The sequence below is a fragment of the Pseudoalteromonas sp. TAB23 genome (assembly GCF_000498075.1).
GTDB lineage: Bacteria > Pseudomonadota > Gammaproteobacteria > Enterobacterales > Alteromonadaceae > Pseudoalteromonas > Pseudoalteromonas arctica.
This window is the reverse complement of record NZ_AUTP01000224.1, coordinates 1-17,107: the sequence shown is the minus strand read 5'-3', so window position 1 is coordinate 17,107 and position 17,107 is coordinate 1. Positions and strand designations below refer to the sequence as shown.

Genomic DNA, 17,107 nt, shown 5'->3' with positions numbered 1-17,107 from the left:
GCATTGTCAGCTTTTGGTTGAGTAGCATCATTCACTTGCTGTGTCGCGTTAGCTTGAGTAGTTGAAGCCGTAGCACCCGTATTCAGCGGTGCAGTGCTTGCAGTAGCAGCATCAGCTTTCACGTTTTGGCCATTATCAGCTTGATCACCATTTAATGTGTTCTCACTGTCTGCCTGAGCATTGTCAGCTTTTGGTTGAGTAGCGTCATTCACTTGCTGTGTCGCGTTAGCTTGAGTAGTTGAAGCCGTAGCACCCGTATTCAGCGGTGCAGTGCTTGCAGTAGCGACATCATCTTTCACGTTTTGGCCATTATCAGCTGGTTCACCATTTAATGTGTTCTCACTGCCTGCCTGAGCATTGTCAGCTTTTTGTTGAGTAGTCTCATCCACTTGCTGAGTGGCGTTACCTTGAGCAGTTGAAGCAGCAACTCCTGTATTTAGCGGCGTATTACCTGTACCAACATCAGTAGCTTTCACATTCTGAGCGTTCAGAGCTTGATCACCATTTAATGAGTTGTCATTGTCAGCCTGAGTATTGTCTGCTTTTGGTTGTGAAGTATAACCATCAATAGAAGAAGTATTTCTTGGGACAGAAGAAGAACTATCCACGCCTTGTATCTGTTTTTCTGCCGCTTCATCGCTTACTTTTGACTGATTAGCGTTAGTTTGTGAATTTACATAATTCAATAGACCAGGAACACCAACTGCGAATGCTGATACACCAGTAGATAGTGGTATTTCGCTATTATCAAACTGAGTAGTATTTGTAGATCCTTCAGGTGCTTTAAGCGATTTATCAGTAGTTTTACTAGTCGAATTTACACTATTTGGCTCTTTACTCTCTATAGGTGACATGTAAGCATCACCTTGCTTATAGGAATAACCTTTGTCCTTTTCATTTTGATAAACAAATGAACCATCTTCATTTTGTGATTGTAAAGTAAATCTACCGTTATCAGTCTTGAATGTTGCTACAGGAGATTGACTAGAGCTTACTTCCATTGGTACATCAACATTACTTGTCTTTTGTATTTCATTCCCGTCAGAATACGGTGAAAGGGATGATAGCCCTTGCTCTTTATAAGCAACGCCAGCTTGGTCAAGCATTTCATTCATATTCTTTTTATATTCGACTAGGTTGCCCTGATCAGGTAAAGAATTTACCGAAGCCCTTAATTCATCCGAATTCTCATGTACGCTTCTTAATAAGTTATTATCTCCACCACTTAGCATTACTTTTTTCGCTAGGTCAGATGTAAATTCACCATTTCTACCACCTACAAGTGATTCGTTATCAAGCAATGCTGGTAAGTTAGCTACAGCAGAATGAGCGTCATAACTTGTCGGATTAGATTGGATAATATTGGCAGCTTTATCTTTGAACGAATTTAAAGCTGAACCTTTATAATCACCGTCCTTTCCGTAATTTATACCGGAACCAAAGAAGCTATCTTTGTCGGCTCTATCAATACCATTTTTGTATGATTGATTTTTACTTTCTAAGTCTATCTGTGATGTTTCATAAGCGAATCGTCCACCAACAGTACCACCTTTACCGGCCATCAAGCCCACTGCATCTATAGCGGACGCGTGACTAAACCCTTCTTTACCACCCATATCCATTACATCGTTAATATCGCGACCTAGCGCTGTTTTACTTAACGCTTGCTCTCCAGCTTTAAATGCTAATGTAGAACCGCTAAATTCATCTAACTCGCCAGCACCTAAACCTACAATAAAAGAGTCGTTGCCAGATTGTGTATTAGTCAAATAATCAGCTGCATGTGACATTTGTGCTACTGATTTCATATCATCAAATGAAGCTGTGCCGGTATTCACGCGACCAAACATATCTTGGATCTCAGAAGGCGATTTTGTATTCAATGCTTGAGTACCTTCATAAACACTCTTTTCGTCATAGCCTAATTCAGCAGCTCTATCAGCAGCAAATCGAGCAAATTTATCTTCTCCTTCAATCTGCCCGAACGCCCACATTGCACCGTTTAGCTCTCCGCTTTTAATTCTATCGATTACATCTTGTTGGTCACCACTTAATAAAGTATGACCTTCAACACGTTTCATTGCATCAGCTTGTTTTTCAGTCATTGCCCCGTATTTTTCTTTTGAATAGTCACTTTCAGAAGGAATATCATTTTTAAAAGGCTTATCAATCTTGGACGTTTTAATCGCATTTTCGGCCTGTTTAGCATTAGAAGTATCTGTATCTAATCCTAGTAACTCAGGGGAAGCATTTTTTATCACGCCACCATCTGCTGTAGTTTCATCAAGTTTACGGTAAGAGTCATTCATCATACTTAGCGCATTAAGCTGAGATGGTGTTGCGCCATTTGATTGGCCATTGTCGGATACAACTTGGCTCCAATCAGCAAGCATATCTGCTTGGCTGTTAACTTCATCGATAGACTGCGGTTGTTTTGCTAATGTGTCGTCAAGTATAGACAGCATACCTCCGTAACCTGCTTGCGCTGGACCTGCTAACTCAGCGCCTTCTTTTTGATATTTATCTTTGAGGTAATCTTTTTTACTATCAACTGTGCCACCAGCATCATTACCCACTAATGATTTAACTTGATCGTCGGATAGACCATCAATATAAGTATCTAAAGCTTTGCCATCTACAAGGGGTGCTAAAGCTTCATTATTTAGCGCTTGGCTAAATTTAAGACCATTACTTGAGTTGTACATTGCACCTAAGTTAGTTGAAAGTTCTCGTGATTGTGCAATTTGCTCTTGTAATTTATGCCCTTTATTTAAACTTTCTTGAAAACTTTCGCTTTGTTGATTTGATTCGGAAATATTGTAAGCACCTTGCTCACTATTAGTTGTTTGCCCCTTATGGCTTTCTGCTACATCTTCAAGAAGCTTTTGGGCTGAACTATCCTTTATACCAAATTTAGTCATATCCATATTTGATAAATTTGTTGAAACGCCTGCGTTCAAACCAAGCTTACCAGGAGTAGGAGTATCACCTACCGCAGAAAAACCTTTAGGCGTATTAACGCCGCCCCCTACTGAAACTCCTGCTTGCCCCATAATTTGGAATGCGGCTTNTTGGCTAGCAGCATCCGAAGAAATACTTTGCCCTTCTTCAAGTGACTTTTTCAATGCAACGGTTTTTTCGGCCGTATTCATATCTCCCCAAGTCTTGTTTTTTGATCCTGCTACTACATCTGCGTTTTGTTCAAGCGACGCCATAGCAGTAGATGCAGTCTGCTCATATGCTTGGGTTTTTGATTGAACATCTTTCTCGGCAATGGATGTTGAATTACCTAATGAATTATTAATACCAGAATCTATATTTACGTTTGCAAAACGACCCGAATCACTTGATTTCACGTTAGCTTCAATAGCTCCAGTGCCAGCGTTGTATGTATTGCTGTGCGTACCCATACTTTGCGCACCATCAGACCATGAACTTGATAATCTTGGGGCCATATTTGTACCATCAACACTGCCTTTACCAGTTGGGTTAACAGAACTCATAACACCCATTAGTGAGTGAACACCACCGTAAAGTAAAAACATTGCAAGCATTGGAATTGCAGCAGTTAAAGCAGAAGCAACACCTAAGAAGCCCTCTACTTCAGATATTACAGCGGGCATAGCTCCCATTGAAAATGGGTCCATCTGTGCGAAACTAGTTGATACTGAAAATGCTTTTTCTGCTGCTTTATATGTAAATAAATCAACAAAAACCTTTATGAAACCCCATAAATTGACGAACAAGATGAGGTACATGTATTTACCTATCATGGCGAAGCCAGCCCCGCCCATAACAGATAATAGGATCATTACAGGGCCTATAAAGAACGTAAACATTTCAAAAACAGAAATCATTGGAATCATGTAGTTCATGAACAAAGAGCGTTCACCTGCTTGCTCATACAAACGTTTTTGCATTGACTCAAAAACCATTTTATTAACCCACGGGCTATCTTGACCTTGTAGAGCCTCGTAAGTATGAAAAGCAAGAAAACGACCAGCCATTATTTCATATGGATTAGGGCTGGCCATACCGCCACCAGTCAAAAGGCTATATGCAGCAGTTATAGAAGGACCATCAACGCCGCGCGCTTCATAATAACTAGAAACCATAGTAGGGAATTTGCCCGTATTTACATGGGCATAGATTTTGTTATAGGCCAAGTCACACGATAGATACTCTCCATCTGGACTATTATTTAAAAATATTCTCGTGTAGTAGTCAGGGTATGTAACCTTAATTTTATCAATTACCTTGTCTAAGCGAGCTGCATCTAGTCCACCCATGTTCCCATTTGGATTACCTGTACTTAATAGCTGGTCAGGTATATAGCAATCATTTATATAATTTTTGATAGACGTTTTAAAGTCGTATTGTCCCGGGTGATCTAAGGAGTTTATAACGGGAGACATAGGAATAGAATGGAGTCTTACAAGTGCTCCTAATGGGTCTGCGGGTGCATTACTGCCCATTGAAGGTGTTGTGAAGTTATTGGCAGCTATATCACGTAAGCCACCTATTAAATTCGTACCAGCCCAAGAAGGAACAGCTACTAAGAAAGGTACATTTGAGACAGTTCTAACGTCAAGCGAACTAGTTGAAACTGATTGTAGATGAACAGTAAAACGTGGGGATAGGGGACCTACAAACATAATAAAGCCCATAACGCCGAAGACAAACTCTTTAAAAGGGTAAGGTGAGCGCTCTGGATCTAAAATATACTTAAAGTATGATAAAAATAGAGTTAGGAATATTAAAATCCCTGCACCTGTTTGTATTTGCTCGTAAGTCGAACCAGCGTTAAACATACGAGCTACAGCAACAAGAGTATCATTCGCAAACTCTAAATCACCTTGTAAATAAACATTTAAGTCCATATATCACCCTTTAGTCTGTTTGGTTATAGCAGAGATTTGCACTACTGTTTGGAGGGCTTGGGTGCTCTCTGTATTACTTGCATATATCTTATCGCTTACAAGCTCATACTGTTTGCTAAAGTCTCTGTATGCAATTTCATACTCCTTTTTTAAAGATGTGCCTGAGTTATACATATTTTCTTTAGCCGAAGCGGTCATTGCATAAACTTTGCTGACCTGATTAAAAACTTCGTCGTTAATTTGTCTCAACAACAATGTAGCTGCATAATTCGCAATATCGTCTATGTTTATATGGTTCTCTTTAGCAAATACTGCCCAACGTACATATGGGAAAGTGAATATTTTAGCAAAGCGCTTCTCCTCTGCGTTAAGAGGTGTTTGACTTAAATATTTAGCAAAAATACCAGGGCTACCGGCTTCTCCAACAAGTCTCGCTTTTACTACCATTTCTAATGGAGTAAAGCTCACTGTTTCTGTTTCAACATTTAAGCAGCGATAATCGCCTCCAGTTGGGATAGTTTCATTTCCACAGCTTCTAATTTTTATCGGTACAGCTGTTTTCCCAAAAATGAAATCAGAATAATTAGCAGGTCCAGTGTTATCAACTCCCGGTTCTGAATCTACATCAGTCGCACCATTTTCAAACTTAATAACTTTGGTACCCAATAAAGTCATTAACATAGACGCCATTTTTTTCTTCTGCGTATCACCTTTAAACTCAAGCGCATCCAAAAAAGGCGTTGCTGAAGTTGGGTTTAGTAAGGTAACCGCTTGATAGACTGAGTTACCTTCAAGAGTTAGTTTTCTGGTATTTAAATCTTTCTTTTCATTTGTATTTTTATCGCCAAGAATAGACCCCGCCCAGCTAGTAACAGAACCGACTTTTGAGGCCATATCTGAACTAATAAGACTTTCTTGCATTACCAACCTATCTTCACCAACATATTCGTTATTAGCTAAGAAGGTTTGAGATTCAGCGCAGGCATTTCGAGCCAGTTCATTAAATCGCTGTAATTTGTTTTGTAAGTTCTCCATTTCTGCAGCACATGTTGAGCAGATATTATTAATTGCTAGTTTAAAAAAGTACGCAGCTGCACCTTGAGCAACAGCTCTACCAACTTGAACTAGCTCGTCGCCTGATATTAGACCAAACGAACCTCCATATAGATCTACGCCGCCACAACCTACTGACATAGATGGGCTTTCTAATGATACAACATCAATTGTAGGCTGATTCCAACGAGCAGAAAATTGACCTAACCCCCAGTTATTGCCACTAGCAACGTCAACTTGATATGGACCTAAATCATTTTGATACGAATCAAATAAGTCTTTCATTCCTGCATTAGCATTTTGAGAGCTTGTTAATATGCATAAGCTAACAAAAATTCCAATTCTTTTTAATTTCATCATTATTCCCCAGAAAGAGAGTTAAACAGTTGAGCACCTACTGGCTTAGAATCAGCTAATTTCGCTTTTAGTATTTCAGCTAAATAACCAGGATCATTCTCAATTAATTCTGCATCCGCTAACATAGTTCCATCCGTATCGGTCAGCACATTTATCTCCCGAACGTTTTGAGTTTGTTGATACTGTTCATCGGTAATTACATTTTTTAAGCGGGCGGATAAAAGAATACGGTCTTGCATTAGAGGTAATGTAGTTAAGCCTTCACCTATTTTGGTAAAACCGGTACCGTCATTAAGAGCCATAAACATGGTTGGTGTGAACTGAACGCCAAAGCGTTGAGCAACATTTGTTTTATCAACCACAACTTCAATATCTTCCATGCCGGGCAATACTGAACCATCCATTGAGATAGCAAGTACATTCATACCGAAGCGTATTTTTAATTCTTTTAATAACGGAAGTTGTTTTTTGCAATAGGCGCAATTAGAGGAGAAGAAAAACCATAAATGAGATTTTTCATTGATTGCACTAATAACATTGCTTATCGCTTTTTTAGTGTCATCTTTAAATACGTTTAATGAAAACGTGGACATAGGGCGACGTTTTGATTCATCTAATTCAGATTCGAACTGATTAAATTCCGTTGTTTTAGTTGCAAATCGTGAGCCCATATCTAGCATGTAACGCTGAACATACATGTATCGTGCAATGTTTTCCCTCGTTGGGTTATTAATTGCAACTTCTTGATATTCTGGTATTTTTGATCTGAGCCAAGCAACATCTAAGCGCACTTTTTCTTCTTTTTTCTCTTCTTCTGGCTTAGTTTCAGCTGCAGGTGCTGCCTGTTTTTCTTTTTCTGGCTCATTTTCAGGTTCTACTGGTGGATCTTCAAACCAATACCAACCTCTGTACTTATCGCCATAAAAAGGAGAGTTTGTTGAAGTTGATGATGCAGCTGAAGCGTTAAAGCAATTTGCAAGTAGTAAAGTAGCTAATATAGTGTTTTTCAAAATGACCCCCAATATTCAATTGAGCCATTTTCTTATTTATATAGGAACTTTTGAAATAATAGAGAGTACAAATATGCTACCTCTAAACATTCAATCGTCTAAAAAAGGAGGGGGATAGTTAACTGAAGAAATAAAAAAGAGGCTAATGAGCCTCTTTTATAAATTATAAAAATTGACTTGGAATTTCACACAATGAAATAGAATTTACATTACCGACATCTGAGATTTTTTGAATAAAACGCTTAGTATTACTTGCTTGCTTAAATTGATGCCATGGAGAAGAAAATGACATTTGTTTATAGTACAGCTCCACGCTTTGTGATAAATAAGCCTTAGTTTTTAAGAGTTCATCTGCCACATCACCTTTTAGGCGAGAACATGTAGCCTTTACATTTACGTGATTGAAATCAAAATCAAATCCTGACAAACTTTTATCTAAGTTAGCTACTATTAAAGCTAAATATTTAGGTTTATCTTTTTGAATTAGCACACCCGCAAGATAATGCTTTTGTTCAGCATTATTGTTTGACCCAACATTAATTAGCGAAGCCTGTTCATCACCTAGTAAGTTAACAAAATTAATGCTTATTTGTGACTTATTAGGAATCATTGGATCAAGCCATTCGCCGGCCTGCAAAGGTAGTGAAGCAATAAGAAGTAATGATAAAAAAGTTTTACGCATAAAAAACCAACACCTTGGCACTTGAAATTGCTACTAGTATTGGTTTTCAAATATTAAAAATCAAATTTTTTAAATGCGTCTCTTACATTAACTTTTAAACTTGTTGTCGCTGAGGTAAATTATCATGCATTGGAACATCAGTTATCTGATCTTCAAATAGCTCATGTTTCTCACGTTTAGCCTTTGGAGCTTTCGCACCAGTAATTTGGCACGATGCACAAAGGTTTATATCAGAGTTGTCATCATAATGAACTACATAAGACTTAGAACAACAAGCACATGAGGGCATAATACCAAGTAGCTGTTCACGTACTAGTGGGAAAAAGTAAAATATACGAGTAGGGTGAATTTTTGAGTTTGGGTACAATGCATTATAAGCATAGTACATATTCAGTAATTGAACACCAGTTATAGGTCTGTCGAGCTGGGTATCTTTATACATTTTTTTATATAACGATAAAATTCTGTCGGCCATCAACCGCCCTTCAGTATCTTTTACCCAACCCCCTTGACCACGACGAAATTGTCTAGAAAAAGGGAGGTCTTTCCAAAAGTGTTTAATGTTGTCTTTTCGTCTATGAGACAAAGCAAGTAGGATCTTCTTCTCAGTACCTAACACTGCTAAAGCGCATATTGCAATTTCATTTTTATAAATATTAGTCAATGATATAGACATTCTATTTAACCTCAGAAGCAAATATGTGGTCTATTGACCCTGCTTTTGGCTTGTTTTTTGTCATACTAGCAATAGCTTTAGTTAGGTCACTTGGTGAGCACGCTAATTGGAATAAAGGAAGGCGAGAATCTGCATTTTTTAAACATGCAATATCTTGAACATGTGTACTTTTAAGGGCTTCTACAAGTTGTGAATCAATGCCAATGACACCCTCAATATCGCAATCAAAATCAATAAGTGACTTAATAATTAATAACAGCTCCACATTACAATTAAAGTAGTTATTAATTTGCTCAGCAAGGTTGTTAGCATTTTCTAGCATTGCTCTAGTTCCGTTTAAAATTATTCAATGAATTTGAATTATAGATTCATAAAAGGAACATCTCAATAAAAATAACGTCACCACTTGTGACTAGGGGTGGGTTAATTTTTAATTTAAATTATAAATACTAATAGATTCAATGCTTAATGAGACATTAACTTAAAACATTTAAAATAAAAAAAATTAAATTACATTTATTTTTCAAAGCGCTTTATAAAATGCCCATCCTAAAGGATTGGATGAGCAGTTATTTAATCAGGATTTCCATTTGAATCTGTAAAATTAAAATCAGAATCGTCAATGTACCTGCCCAAGTAAGGTACGAGGTCAAGTTGGTCTTCATCTTCCTCAACTTGTTCTACAGACTCAATTTGGGTTTGTTCTTCAGGCTTACTTTGAGTTTTTTCTACAGCATTAGAGGCTTTGTTCAAACTACTGCTAACCAAAGAGTGATTCGATTGGTTAACTGATAATTTTACCTCGCCCCCATTATTAACTAGACTCTCAAATAACAAACCTTGAATGGCTAATCTAATTAACTCATTAGGATAGCCAGATAACTGAGAATCATTGACCAAATGAACCCCAAGTTTACTTTCTCTTTTTATTCTCGCTGTTACTTTAATTATACTACTCATAGGTTAACCTCTAACGACTTGTTTGCCTGCGTAGAACAACCCCTCAACAACGGTAGTTAAATTATTTTCTAGTACAATCATTTTGTGATGTGGGTATTGCGCTCTAATAGCAGGTTCAAACGTTTTAATAGGTCCACCAAATAAAACAAAATAATCAATGTCATCACCGCTACCTACAATATTTCTTACATAGTTTGCAGCCGTACTTGTAGAACTATTTATATTCCCCGTTACGTCATATTCAATACCAAGATCATTATCTTCTTTTTTGCAAATTGGAAATGGGTATTCGTAACCTCTAACCTTTAGCTTTCCATTTTTTTTCCAGAAAGCATCATCCACTAAGCGCCTTGATAGGTTGTTAGTTAATGAAAAAGCTTTTGATAGGGTCGGTATTATCTCATTCAACACAGTTGAAAAGCCGTTCTCAGTTGCACCACTTCTTTTTTCTATTGGCGTTAGTCCACGAGATGTACATACATCTAGTGTTAAGTATCCGGCATCGATACAAACAACGTTTGCTGTTTTAAAGTTTTTTTCAAACTCTTGTTTAGGTAGACTTGTCGCATAAGAGACTAATCCAGCAACAGGTTGTGGCAACACCATAGTCTTTTTAACTATTCGTTGCTTACCGCCTTTGAAATCATGCACACCTTCAGTTAGCTTTATAAGCTCATTTTTTTTGGACCAATGATTAACTGGTAGGCCAACAACAAGCAAATCAATAACACGATCATGCATTAGAGAAAGACTGCCTTTTAATAATGCTTTATATTGTTTGGAACCAACATAATGATCACTTAAAACATCATCAGAATCTTGAGCACTTAAATAAGCATCCGGCCCAACTTCAAAAATGTCGCCATCAATATCTACTTCTACCGTTTCACGCTTACCAATCCCCATATCGGCTTGCCCAATTCGGCTCTCATTAATTCGCCCAACAGAAGAGCTAAACGTTTTTATCACTGGCTTATCGTCACCCGACACAGTAAAACTTACTGTTCCGAACCCAACCTCAGCAGCTCTCACTATCTTCTTAGCCATTCTCTACACTCCTATATTTATTGTTCAGGCAGAGAATACACCCAGTAATTAAAAGCTTTAAATATTAGAGCACCCCAAAATGACACCTCTAAGCTTTAATTATGGAACTAATTAGCTATTTTGAGTGAGCGAAAACTAAAAACACAGTCAATACCAAAGCCACAGAACAAAATGGGCATAAAACCGGCATGAAAGCGGCGTAATATGGAAATGCGCAGTTTATGGTATTGGAGATGTCAATCGCTTATAGGCAAGTGGTATGAAAACGGCACTAAAGCGGCACAATATGGCACTATATTATTTATTATATTGGGTAGGTCGGTTGTTTACCGGTAGGTGGCAAAAAAACGGCACAAAAACGGCGCAACATGGCAATACGTAGGGATTAACGATAAGTAAACAACATATAGTTCTCATGCTGCTTTTATTTATGAACAGCGCTACTCGTTTAATATTTCCATCTTATTAAATGCATTAACGCTCTAACAAAGTGAGCCTCATTTCTGCTTTATTGGTATAGCCAGCATTATGATTGAGATGCTGAACGATAAAAAACTCGCATATTTATAATATAAAACTAAGACTATTACGCCTCAATAATTTAGAACCATAAAAATCTAAAGTCTAAAACCGCCCTCAATTAATAGGGTGCGATTTTTTTTACGCCCATTTTTAGGGCATTACCACTAGTCTCAAAGATATAAATTAATTAAAACTACCCTCAATTAATAGTGCATTCCCCCAAAACCTACCCCCAATGGCGCAACTCTATTTATTTAGAGGAAATACGCTAAATTTCATGCTTCTTAAAATAAAAGTTTACAAAATAATAAATCAGCAAAAAGAAAAGAAACCGCCCTCAATTAATAGGGAGAGATATTTTTTGCGCCCATTTTTAGGGCAGAATATTAAATTAAACTAATAAAAATAATTAAATGCGCCCTCAATTAATTAAGACCTCACTCAAAACGCCCATTGCGGGCATTTGCCTAATCAATCTTAACTTACCAAATAAAACACGAAATAAACAAACCTCTAAAACTTAATTATCCCCTTAATTAATTGGGGGCAGCTTTTGCAAAACCGCCCGTTTAGGGGCAGTTTGAGAAAACTGCCCTCAATTAGATTTTAGGGCATCAATAGTAAAAGAAAACCTCACCGGAAGGTGCTCGAAATTTACAACATGCATTTATACCCTCTGTATTTTTTTTCTCTTACAGATAATTACGCGAAAATAACAACAAGACAGAAACAAGAGTTTAAAAAAATGAACCAAGATGCATTTGAAGTACGGCAGTATTTAACTGATAAAAAGGACGACCTAGCTTTAAAGCTTGATTCGTTAGTGGATGGGTATTGGTGTGCTTGGCGAGACATGAATAGACAAATCATAAGTCAAGCCGCTAATCCAGACCGAACCGATAAAGTCGGCAAGGTTGCACCGAGCATTCGCATATACAAAACCAAAAACCACAACCGAGTAACACTCAGGTGGCGAATTTACGAAAATAGTTGGGCAAGGCTGAATGTTGCTAAAAGCAATAAGCAGACGCTTCGCTACGCAAAAGAACTCAAGCGGAATAAAGATGGCACCACAAGTCGATTCCAATTAGTAAAAAACGCTGAAAGCTGGGAAGTTAAATTAATTGATGAATTTCTAATTGAAGCAGAGCCAATTATCACACTTATAAATATGATTCATCAAAGTTTAAAGCTACTAAACAACACAAAAACTTTAGAAACTAAGGAGATCCAAAATGCAGAATAAAACTGAAAATTCAATATCGGCTGAACATGTAAAGAATAACCAGGCGCAAAGAGCCACAACAAAGCATGCTGGTAAAATGAAAACAATCACGACCACGATTAACTATGAAACAGACCACACTCACTCATATTTAAAGCTTAACGAGCATAAAATTTTAAATGCATTCGAGCGCTTAGCCGCAATTCTACGCATGGCAAAAACCTCAAGCGTTGCGTACACAAGAATAAGTGAGTGGCATAGAGATATTAATTTAAATCTTGCTCAAGCTCAGTTGGACACACTTCATGAGCAACGTGTAGAGCGTGAGAAAAGTTTACCGGTTATGGGTGACTTTATAATTAATACACCAGACAACTATGCCATGCAATTTGAAGTTTCGCACCCAGTAGGACTCACAATTACTCAGTTAATTGTTGCCGTGGACAAAGAGTTAAACGCAATTGAAAAATTATTTATGTTTGGTGCTTTAGATGATCTTGAGTATGAGCAAGCTTGCAAACAGGCAGCAGCAATTGTTACTGGTGTTACTGACAGAATAATGAAAGTGACTTCGCCGGGTAAACGTGAAGGTGGCCAATTTAATCCGCGTTACTATTTGGAGTTTTTACGTGATCCACAATTTAACATGCTTTCGCTGTGTGACATTCCTTATGAGGTAGCAAAAACAATACTGACAGAAGAGCAATTAGTATTAATTGTTAAAGCTAAAAATGAAGATAGTGAAAGCAAGGTAGCCTAATGTCATTTGTATCCACCATGAAAATGCTATTTGGTATATCCACTTCTACCAAGCCGGTTTCCGGTGACGTAGAAGTGCTTAACGATAAACCTAAGCCCATCCACCTACAGACCAATGTAAGTGGAGAAATTTATCTGGATATTTATAACAGGCCGGTACACGATGCTGAAGCTCAATTTTACCCACCCAAAGTAAATGGTCTGAGTGTTTTTTGTGTAGATGCCATTTTAAAGCGCTATAAGGACCAAATTATAGCGCTTGAGCAACACGTAGATATTGGGTTTCATAGAACCACTGAGGATGGTGTTAATCTTTTTGGCGCGCGTTATTTGAGTGTAATTCGCAAGTTGGCCGAATATGTTCACATGCTTCCTGCATCTGAATACCACCACCATTCACAACCAGGTGGATTATTTCGGCACTCGCTAGATGCAGCTTTAATCGCTTTACGTAAGGCAGACAATCAATTGCCTCCGACCGTGGGCAAAGTGGACTTAGATGCACAACGTCGTGTCCGTTACATGTATGCAGCGTGGGTTGGGGCGCTTTTACATGATACAGGTAAAATTTTGACAGATATGCAGGTGAGTGCGTATACAATTTTTGATGATGAAAAAAATATAAGTGTACCAATCGCGAGTTGGGGGAAACCAATTAAGCCTTGGATACCACAAATTGAAACTTTAATTGAATGGGCTACCCGCAATAAAGTCGAACGATATTTTGTCCATTTTAGGGCTTCTCGTGTACACAGGGAACACGTATCTTCAGGTGCAACTCTGTTACCTCACATATTAAAAGGAGAGGGATTAGAGTTCATTATGGACTCCCCAGATGATTTATATAGCAATCTAACCTCTGCACTCAACGGATATGCTCATATCAATGGATACCTTGCCACTGCAATTCGTTTTGGAGATTCAGTGTCAACGGCTAAAGATGTCAAAACAATGGCAACTTCGGCTTTTGGTACCTTAAAAAAATCCAGAATGATGTCTATTGTTGATACGATGCGAAGTCTTAAAAGTAAATGGAATTTTAATACCGAAAAAAGTCATGCTTTTGTAATTGGAGATTGTGTTTTTATTCGTTGGCAATCAGCGTTTGATGGAATCCTCAAAGCTGCACGCGCTAACCACTTCGATGCTCTGCCAAATGATACCAAGTCACTATTAGGAATGATGGAAGACTTCAGAATAGTAGAGCCATTCGATAAAGAAAATCGCTTTGCGCTATTTGCTATAGGCAAGTTCACTGAACAAGATGTGATCAACATCATTGACGAAACAATCAGCATTAGTTGGATTGAGTTGATCAAAGTGGTGTATCGCGAGTGGATATATGATTCTGACCCAGTGCACCCAAACTTAGAAGGTTTGCTTTACCTAAGTGGATCAAACAAATATTTCATTACGAAAGAAGATGGAAGCTTTACAGAGCTAAGCTTTGACACTGCAGCGCTTAGCGAAGAAAAAGAGACGGTAATTGAAAGTACGAACGAATTACATGACAAAGTTAACATTAGCACGACTAAACAAACCGTTTCAATTAACACTGCTGTAAACGATGTGAAGGAAAAAACCAATACCGCCAAAACAGAAAAAACAGTTGCGCCTAAAGGTGAAGTAAATACCGGGGGGGAAAATCAGGTCACGGCCAAAAAGAAGAAAATGGCAAAGCCTAAAAAACCGGAGAAGGCGAATGTTACACCAATTCTATTTGAGAACGACACCGATACCTCTGTAGTACAAACTGAACAGACTTCACCTGCGGAAAAAACTGAACAGACTTCACCTGCGAAAAAAACTGAACGGGCAATACCACCAGCTTTGGAGATAGAAAAGCCTAGATCCCACGACTATGTTTTGCAAATCAATAATAAATGGTACGTAGACGTAAACAAGTACGTTGAAGCTCACAACACTAATCAAATCGAAGCTGGGCAAGAGCTATTAAGCAAAGGTTTTATAAGGCAAAAACTAGGTAGCTCATCCCTTGCAACACTTGTTCGGCGTCAAAAAGCGAAGTCTGTCGTTTGCTTTGAACTAACACCTTTAGGTCAGTCCTCGTTAACTGGCGCTGTTAAAAGAAGTTCAGAAACCAAAAAAAGTTTTAATGCCAATTCATCTAAAGCAAAGAGTATGACTATTAAGGAAAAAGATACTGCCGGTAAAGATAAATCTAGTTTGCCTTCAACCGACCCAACAGAGTTTGAATTCACAACAACAAGCATCAAAGGAAGTCTTGGCGAAATCTTGCTAGCTCACAAAATTAAGGTGTCTGGTGGTCCAGAACACATAGACATTATATTAAAAGAAGTAGCGTTAGTTAGCGATTCAAACCCATCTTTTATAAAGGGGATACGAATAAGCAAACTAATCCAATCAATGAAAGCGCGCTATAAACATGACGTAAAAATTAACGACATGAGTTCCTTTTCCATACAAGTCCACATACAAGATGTATCAAATACAGAGGTGTTCAGTGAGTAGCAAGTACAATAGAACAGATGGACGATACGTTGAGTTTCTATTTCGACCTATCTATGAAGTAAACACAGCAATAGCTTATGGCATTGGTGCCATAACAACTCCGTTTATGACTTTAGGTGCATTTCAACCAGGAGCAACCGTTTCATTTGGTATTGCTGGCATACTAGCTGGTGGAAGTTATTTGTATGCTATGAAAGCAAAACCATTAATTGAGCGTCAGTTAAAACTAAAACTCAATAGAAAAGAGTTTATGGATTGTAAAAAATTACGAGAAATCAACTCGCTTGAACCAAGAATAACGAATGATAAATTTGTTGACCCTAGACATAACTTTATGGGGTATGGGTTCGAATGGGGTTCTGAACATGCCAATCGTATTTATCAAGTTATGAATATGGACTCTAAACTAACGGATATAAAGCTGCCATTTTTTCTACGTAAAGCAACAGACGAATTTCAGCATGAAACTGAAGAGCTTGGTGGAAAACCCTTTATCCATGCCGTAGGCGATGAGACAGAAATAAAAGTTGTGGAAGATACATATTTCGGGCACACACTCATATCAGGAAATATAGGTACAGGCAAAACAACTCTATTACGCTTGCTTAGCCTAAACGCTATACATATGGGTGCTAAAGAAAGTTCAGCTCGCTTCAATATAAATGGACAACAAAACAAGATCAAACAAGGCGACAAAACAAAAAATAACAGCAAAGTAATCGTCGTTATCGACCCAAAAAACGACACTGACTGGAAAGAGTCTATCAAGCAGGAAATGGAGCACTTAGGCTATGGCGATAGGTTTTTCAGTGTGCATCCAGCTGCACAAAGTGACTCTTGTCGTATACCGTTACTAAAGAACTTTGTACGCGTCTCAGAAATTGCTGACAGAGTGGCACCACTAATGGGTACTTCAGGGGGCAGCAAAACCTTTGAAGATTTCGCCTATGAACAAATAACATTTGTGGCTGCAGGCATGGAGTACATTGGCACACCTATTCGCTTAACATCCATCCAAAAAGCGTTGTCTTCAGGGAAAATACCGTTCTGTGAAAAAGTGTTACGTGTGTTTTACGAAAGGACACTAGGGCCGGAGTACGAAACAAAGCTGAATATGGCTGAGTACCTTAAAAAAGGTGTAGAAGCTTGGCAAGTAATGAGTGAATACTATAAAGCTCGTTTAAGCGAGTCGCATGAGAACGCGGCTATATTGGGTATTATTCAATTAATAGAACACCCTTCTGAGCATTTTATAAAGATGATCACATCGTTACGCCCTGTATTAACGGCGTTAACGTCAAAGCCAATGGATGATTTGTTTTCCCCTATTGATGATCCCGAAAGTGAAGATAAACGAAGAATAGTAGATTTAGATAACCTCATGGAAAAAGGGGGGTGTCTGTATATAAGTTTAGATTCAATGACTGATAATAAAACGGCAGG

At 38.1% G+C, this 17,107-nt stretch carries 12 protein-coding genes; 4 read left to right on the top strand and 8 right to left on the bottom strand.

What is annotated here, in order from left to right; genetic code table 11:
- From L654_RS0113170 to L654_RS1000000126940, 8 genes are all read right to left on the bottom strand, one after another.
- On the bottom strand, positions 1-4,880 hold a 4,880-nt coding region (locus tag L654_RS0113170), incomplete at its 3' end, for a conjugal transfer protein TraG N-terminal domain-containing protein (RefSeq protein WP_024608184.1).
- 3 nt (positions 4,881-4,883) lie between these two features.
- Positions 4,884-6,290 (bottom strand): conjugal transfer protein TraH, encoded by a 1,407-nt coding sequence (locus L654_RS0113165; protein ID WP_032827111.1) that lies wholly within the window; start codon positions 6,288-6,290, stop codon positions 4,884-4,886.
- Between the two features lie 2 nt (positions 6,291-6,292).
- Positions 6,293-7,300 carry a conjugal transfer protein TraF gene (gene traF, locus L654_RS0113160; protein WP_024591221.1) on the bottom strand — a complete coding sequence of 336 codons (1,008 nt, stop codon included), beginning with the start codon at positions 7,298-7,300 and terminating at the stop codon, positions 6,293-6,295.
- 163 nt (positions 7,301-7,463) lie between these two features.
- On the bottom strand, positions 7,464-7,982 hold the full coding sequence (locus L654_RS0113155; RefSeq protein WP_024591222.1) for a hypothetical protein: 519 nt from the start codon (positions 7,980-7,982) through the stop codon (positions 7,464-7,466).
- A gap of 94 nt (positions 7,983-8,076) precedes the next feature.
- The gene (locus L654_RS0113150; protein ID WP_024591223.1) at positions 8,077-8,658 is read right to left on the bottom strand and encodes a FlhC family transcriptional regulator; all 582 of its coding nucleotides are present in this window, start codon (positions 8,656-8,658) and stop codon (positions 8,077-8,079) included.
- Position 8,659: 1 nt separating this feature from the next.
- Positions 8,660-8,980 (bottom strand): hypothetical protein, encoded by a 321-nt coding sequence (locus L654_RS0113145; protein ID WP_024591224.1) that lies wholly within the window; start codon positions 8,978-8,980, stop codon positions 8,660-8,662.
- Between the two features lie 251 nt (positions 8,981-9,231).
- Complete coding sequence (locus L654_RS0113140) at positions 9,232-9,618, bottom strand: hypothetical protein (protein ID WP_024591225.1); 387 nt, start codon at positions 9,616-9,618, stop codon at positions 9,232-9,234.
- 3 nt (positions 9,619-9,621) lie between these two features.
- Complete coding sequence (locus tag L654_RS1000000126940) at positions 9,622-10,665, bottom strand: ParM/StbA family protein (RefSeq protein WP_024591226.1); 1,044 nt, start codon at positions 10,663-10,665, stop codon at positions 9,622-9,624.
- 1,267 nt (positions 10,666-11,932) lie between these two features.
- Between L654_RS1000000126940 and L654_RS0113125 the strand changes: the two genes are divergently transcribed.
- The 4 genes from L654_RS0113125 to L654_RS0113110 all read left to right on the top strand — a co-directional run.
- On the top strand, positions 11,933-12,433 hold the full coding sequence (locus L654_RS0113125; RefSeq protein ID WP_139016105.1) for a conjugative transfer protein MobI(A/C): 501 nt from the start codon (positions 11,933-11,935) through the stop codon (positions 12,431-12,433).
- On the top strand, positions 12,423-13,172 hold the full coding sequence (locus L654_RS0113120) for a hypothetical protein (RefSeq protein ID WP_024591228.1): 750 nt from the start codon (positions 12,423-12,425) through the stop codon (positions 13,170-13,172). The genes L654_RS0113125 and L654_RS0113120 overlap by 11 nt, the downstream gene beginning before the upstream one ends.
- Complete coding sequence (mobH, locus tag L654_RS0113115) at positions 13,172-15,664, top strand: MobH family relaxase (RefSeq protein ID WP_024591229.1); 2,493 nt, start codon at positions 13,172-13,174, stop codon at positions 15,662-15,664. Before L654_RS0113120 ends, mobH begins: the two co-directional genes overlap by 1 nt.
- Positions 15,657-17,107 (top strand): hypothetical protein (locus L654_RS0113110; protein WP_024608183.1); only part of this gene is annotated, 1,451 nt, incomplete at its 3' end. The genes mobH and L654_RS0113110, both read left to right, overlap by 8 nt.

Bases quoted from the DNA above. Each gene is read 5' to 3' on its own strand.
- L654_RS0113165 (WP_032827111.1), bottom strand. From the start codon at position 6,290: ATGAAATTAAAAAGAATTGGAATTTTTGTTAGCTTATGCATATTAACA.
- L654_RS0113155 (WP_024591222.1), bottom strand. From the start codon at position 7,982: ATGCGTAAAACTTTTTTATCATTACTTCTTATTGCTTCACTACCTTTG.
- L654_RS0113150 (WP_024591223.1), bottom strand. From the start codon at position 8,658: ATGTCTATATCATTGACTAATATTTATAAAAATGAAATTGCAATATGC.
- L654_RS0113145 (WP_024591224.1), bottom strand. From the start codon at position 8,980: ATGCTAGAAAATGCTAACAACCTTGCTGAGCAAATTAATAACTACTTT.
- L654_RS0113140 (WP_024591225.1), bottom strand. From the start codon at position 9,618: ATGAGTAGTATAATTAAAGTAACAGCGAGAATAAAAAGAGAAAGTAAA.
- L654_RS1000000126940 (WP_024591226.1), bottom strand. From the start codon at position 10,665: ATGGCTAAGAAGATAGTGAGAGCTGCTGAGGTTGGGTTCGGAACAGTA.
- L654_RS0113125 (WP_139016105.1), top strand. From the start codon at position 11,933: ATGAACCAAGATGCATTTGAAGTACGGCAGTATTTAACTGATAAAAAG.
- L654_RS0113120 (WP_024591228.1), top strand. From the start codon at position 12,423: ATGCAGAATAAAACTGAAAATTCAATATCGGCTGAACATGTAAAGAAT.
- mobH (WP_024591229.1), top strand. From the start codon at position 13,172: ATGTCATTTGTATCCACCATGAAAATGCTATTTGGTATATCCACTTCT.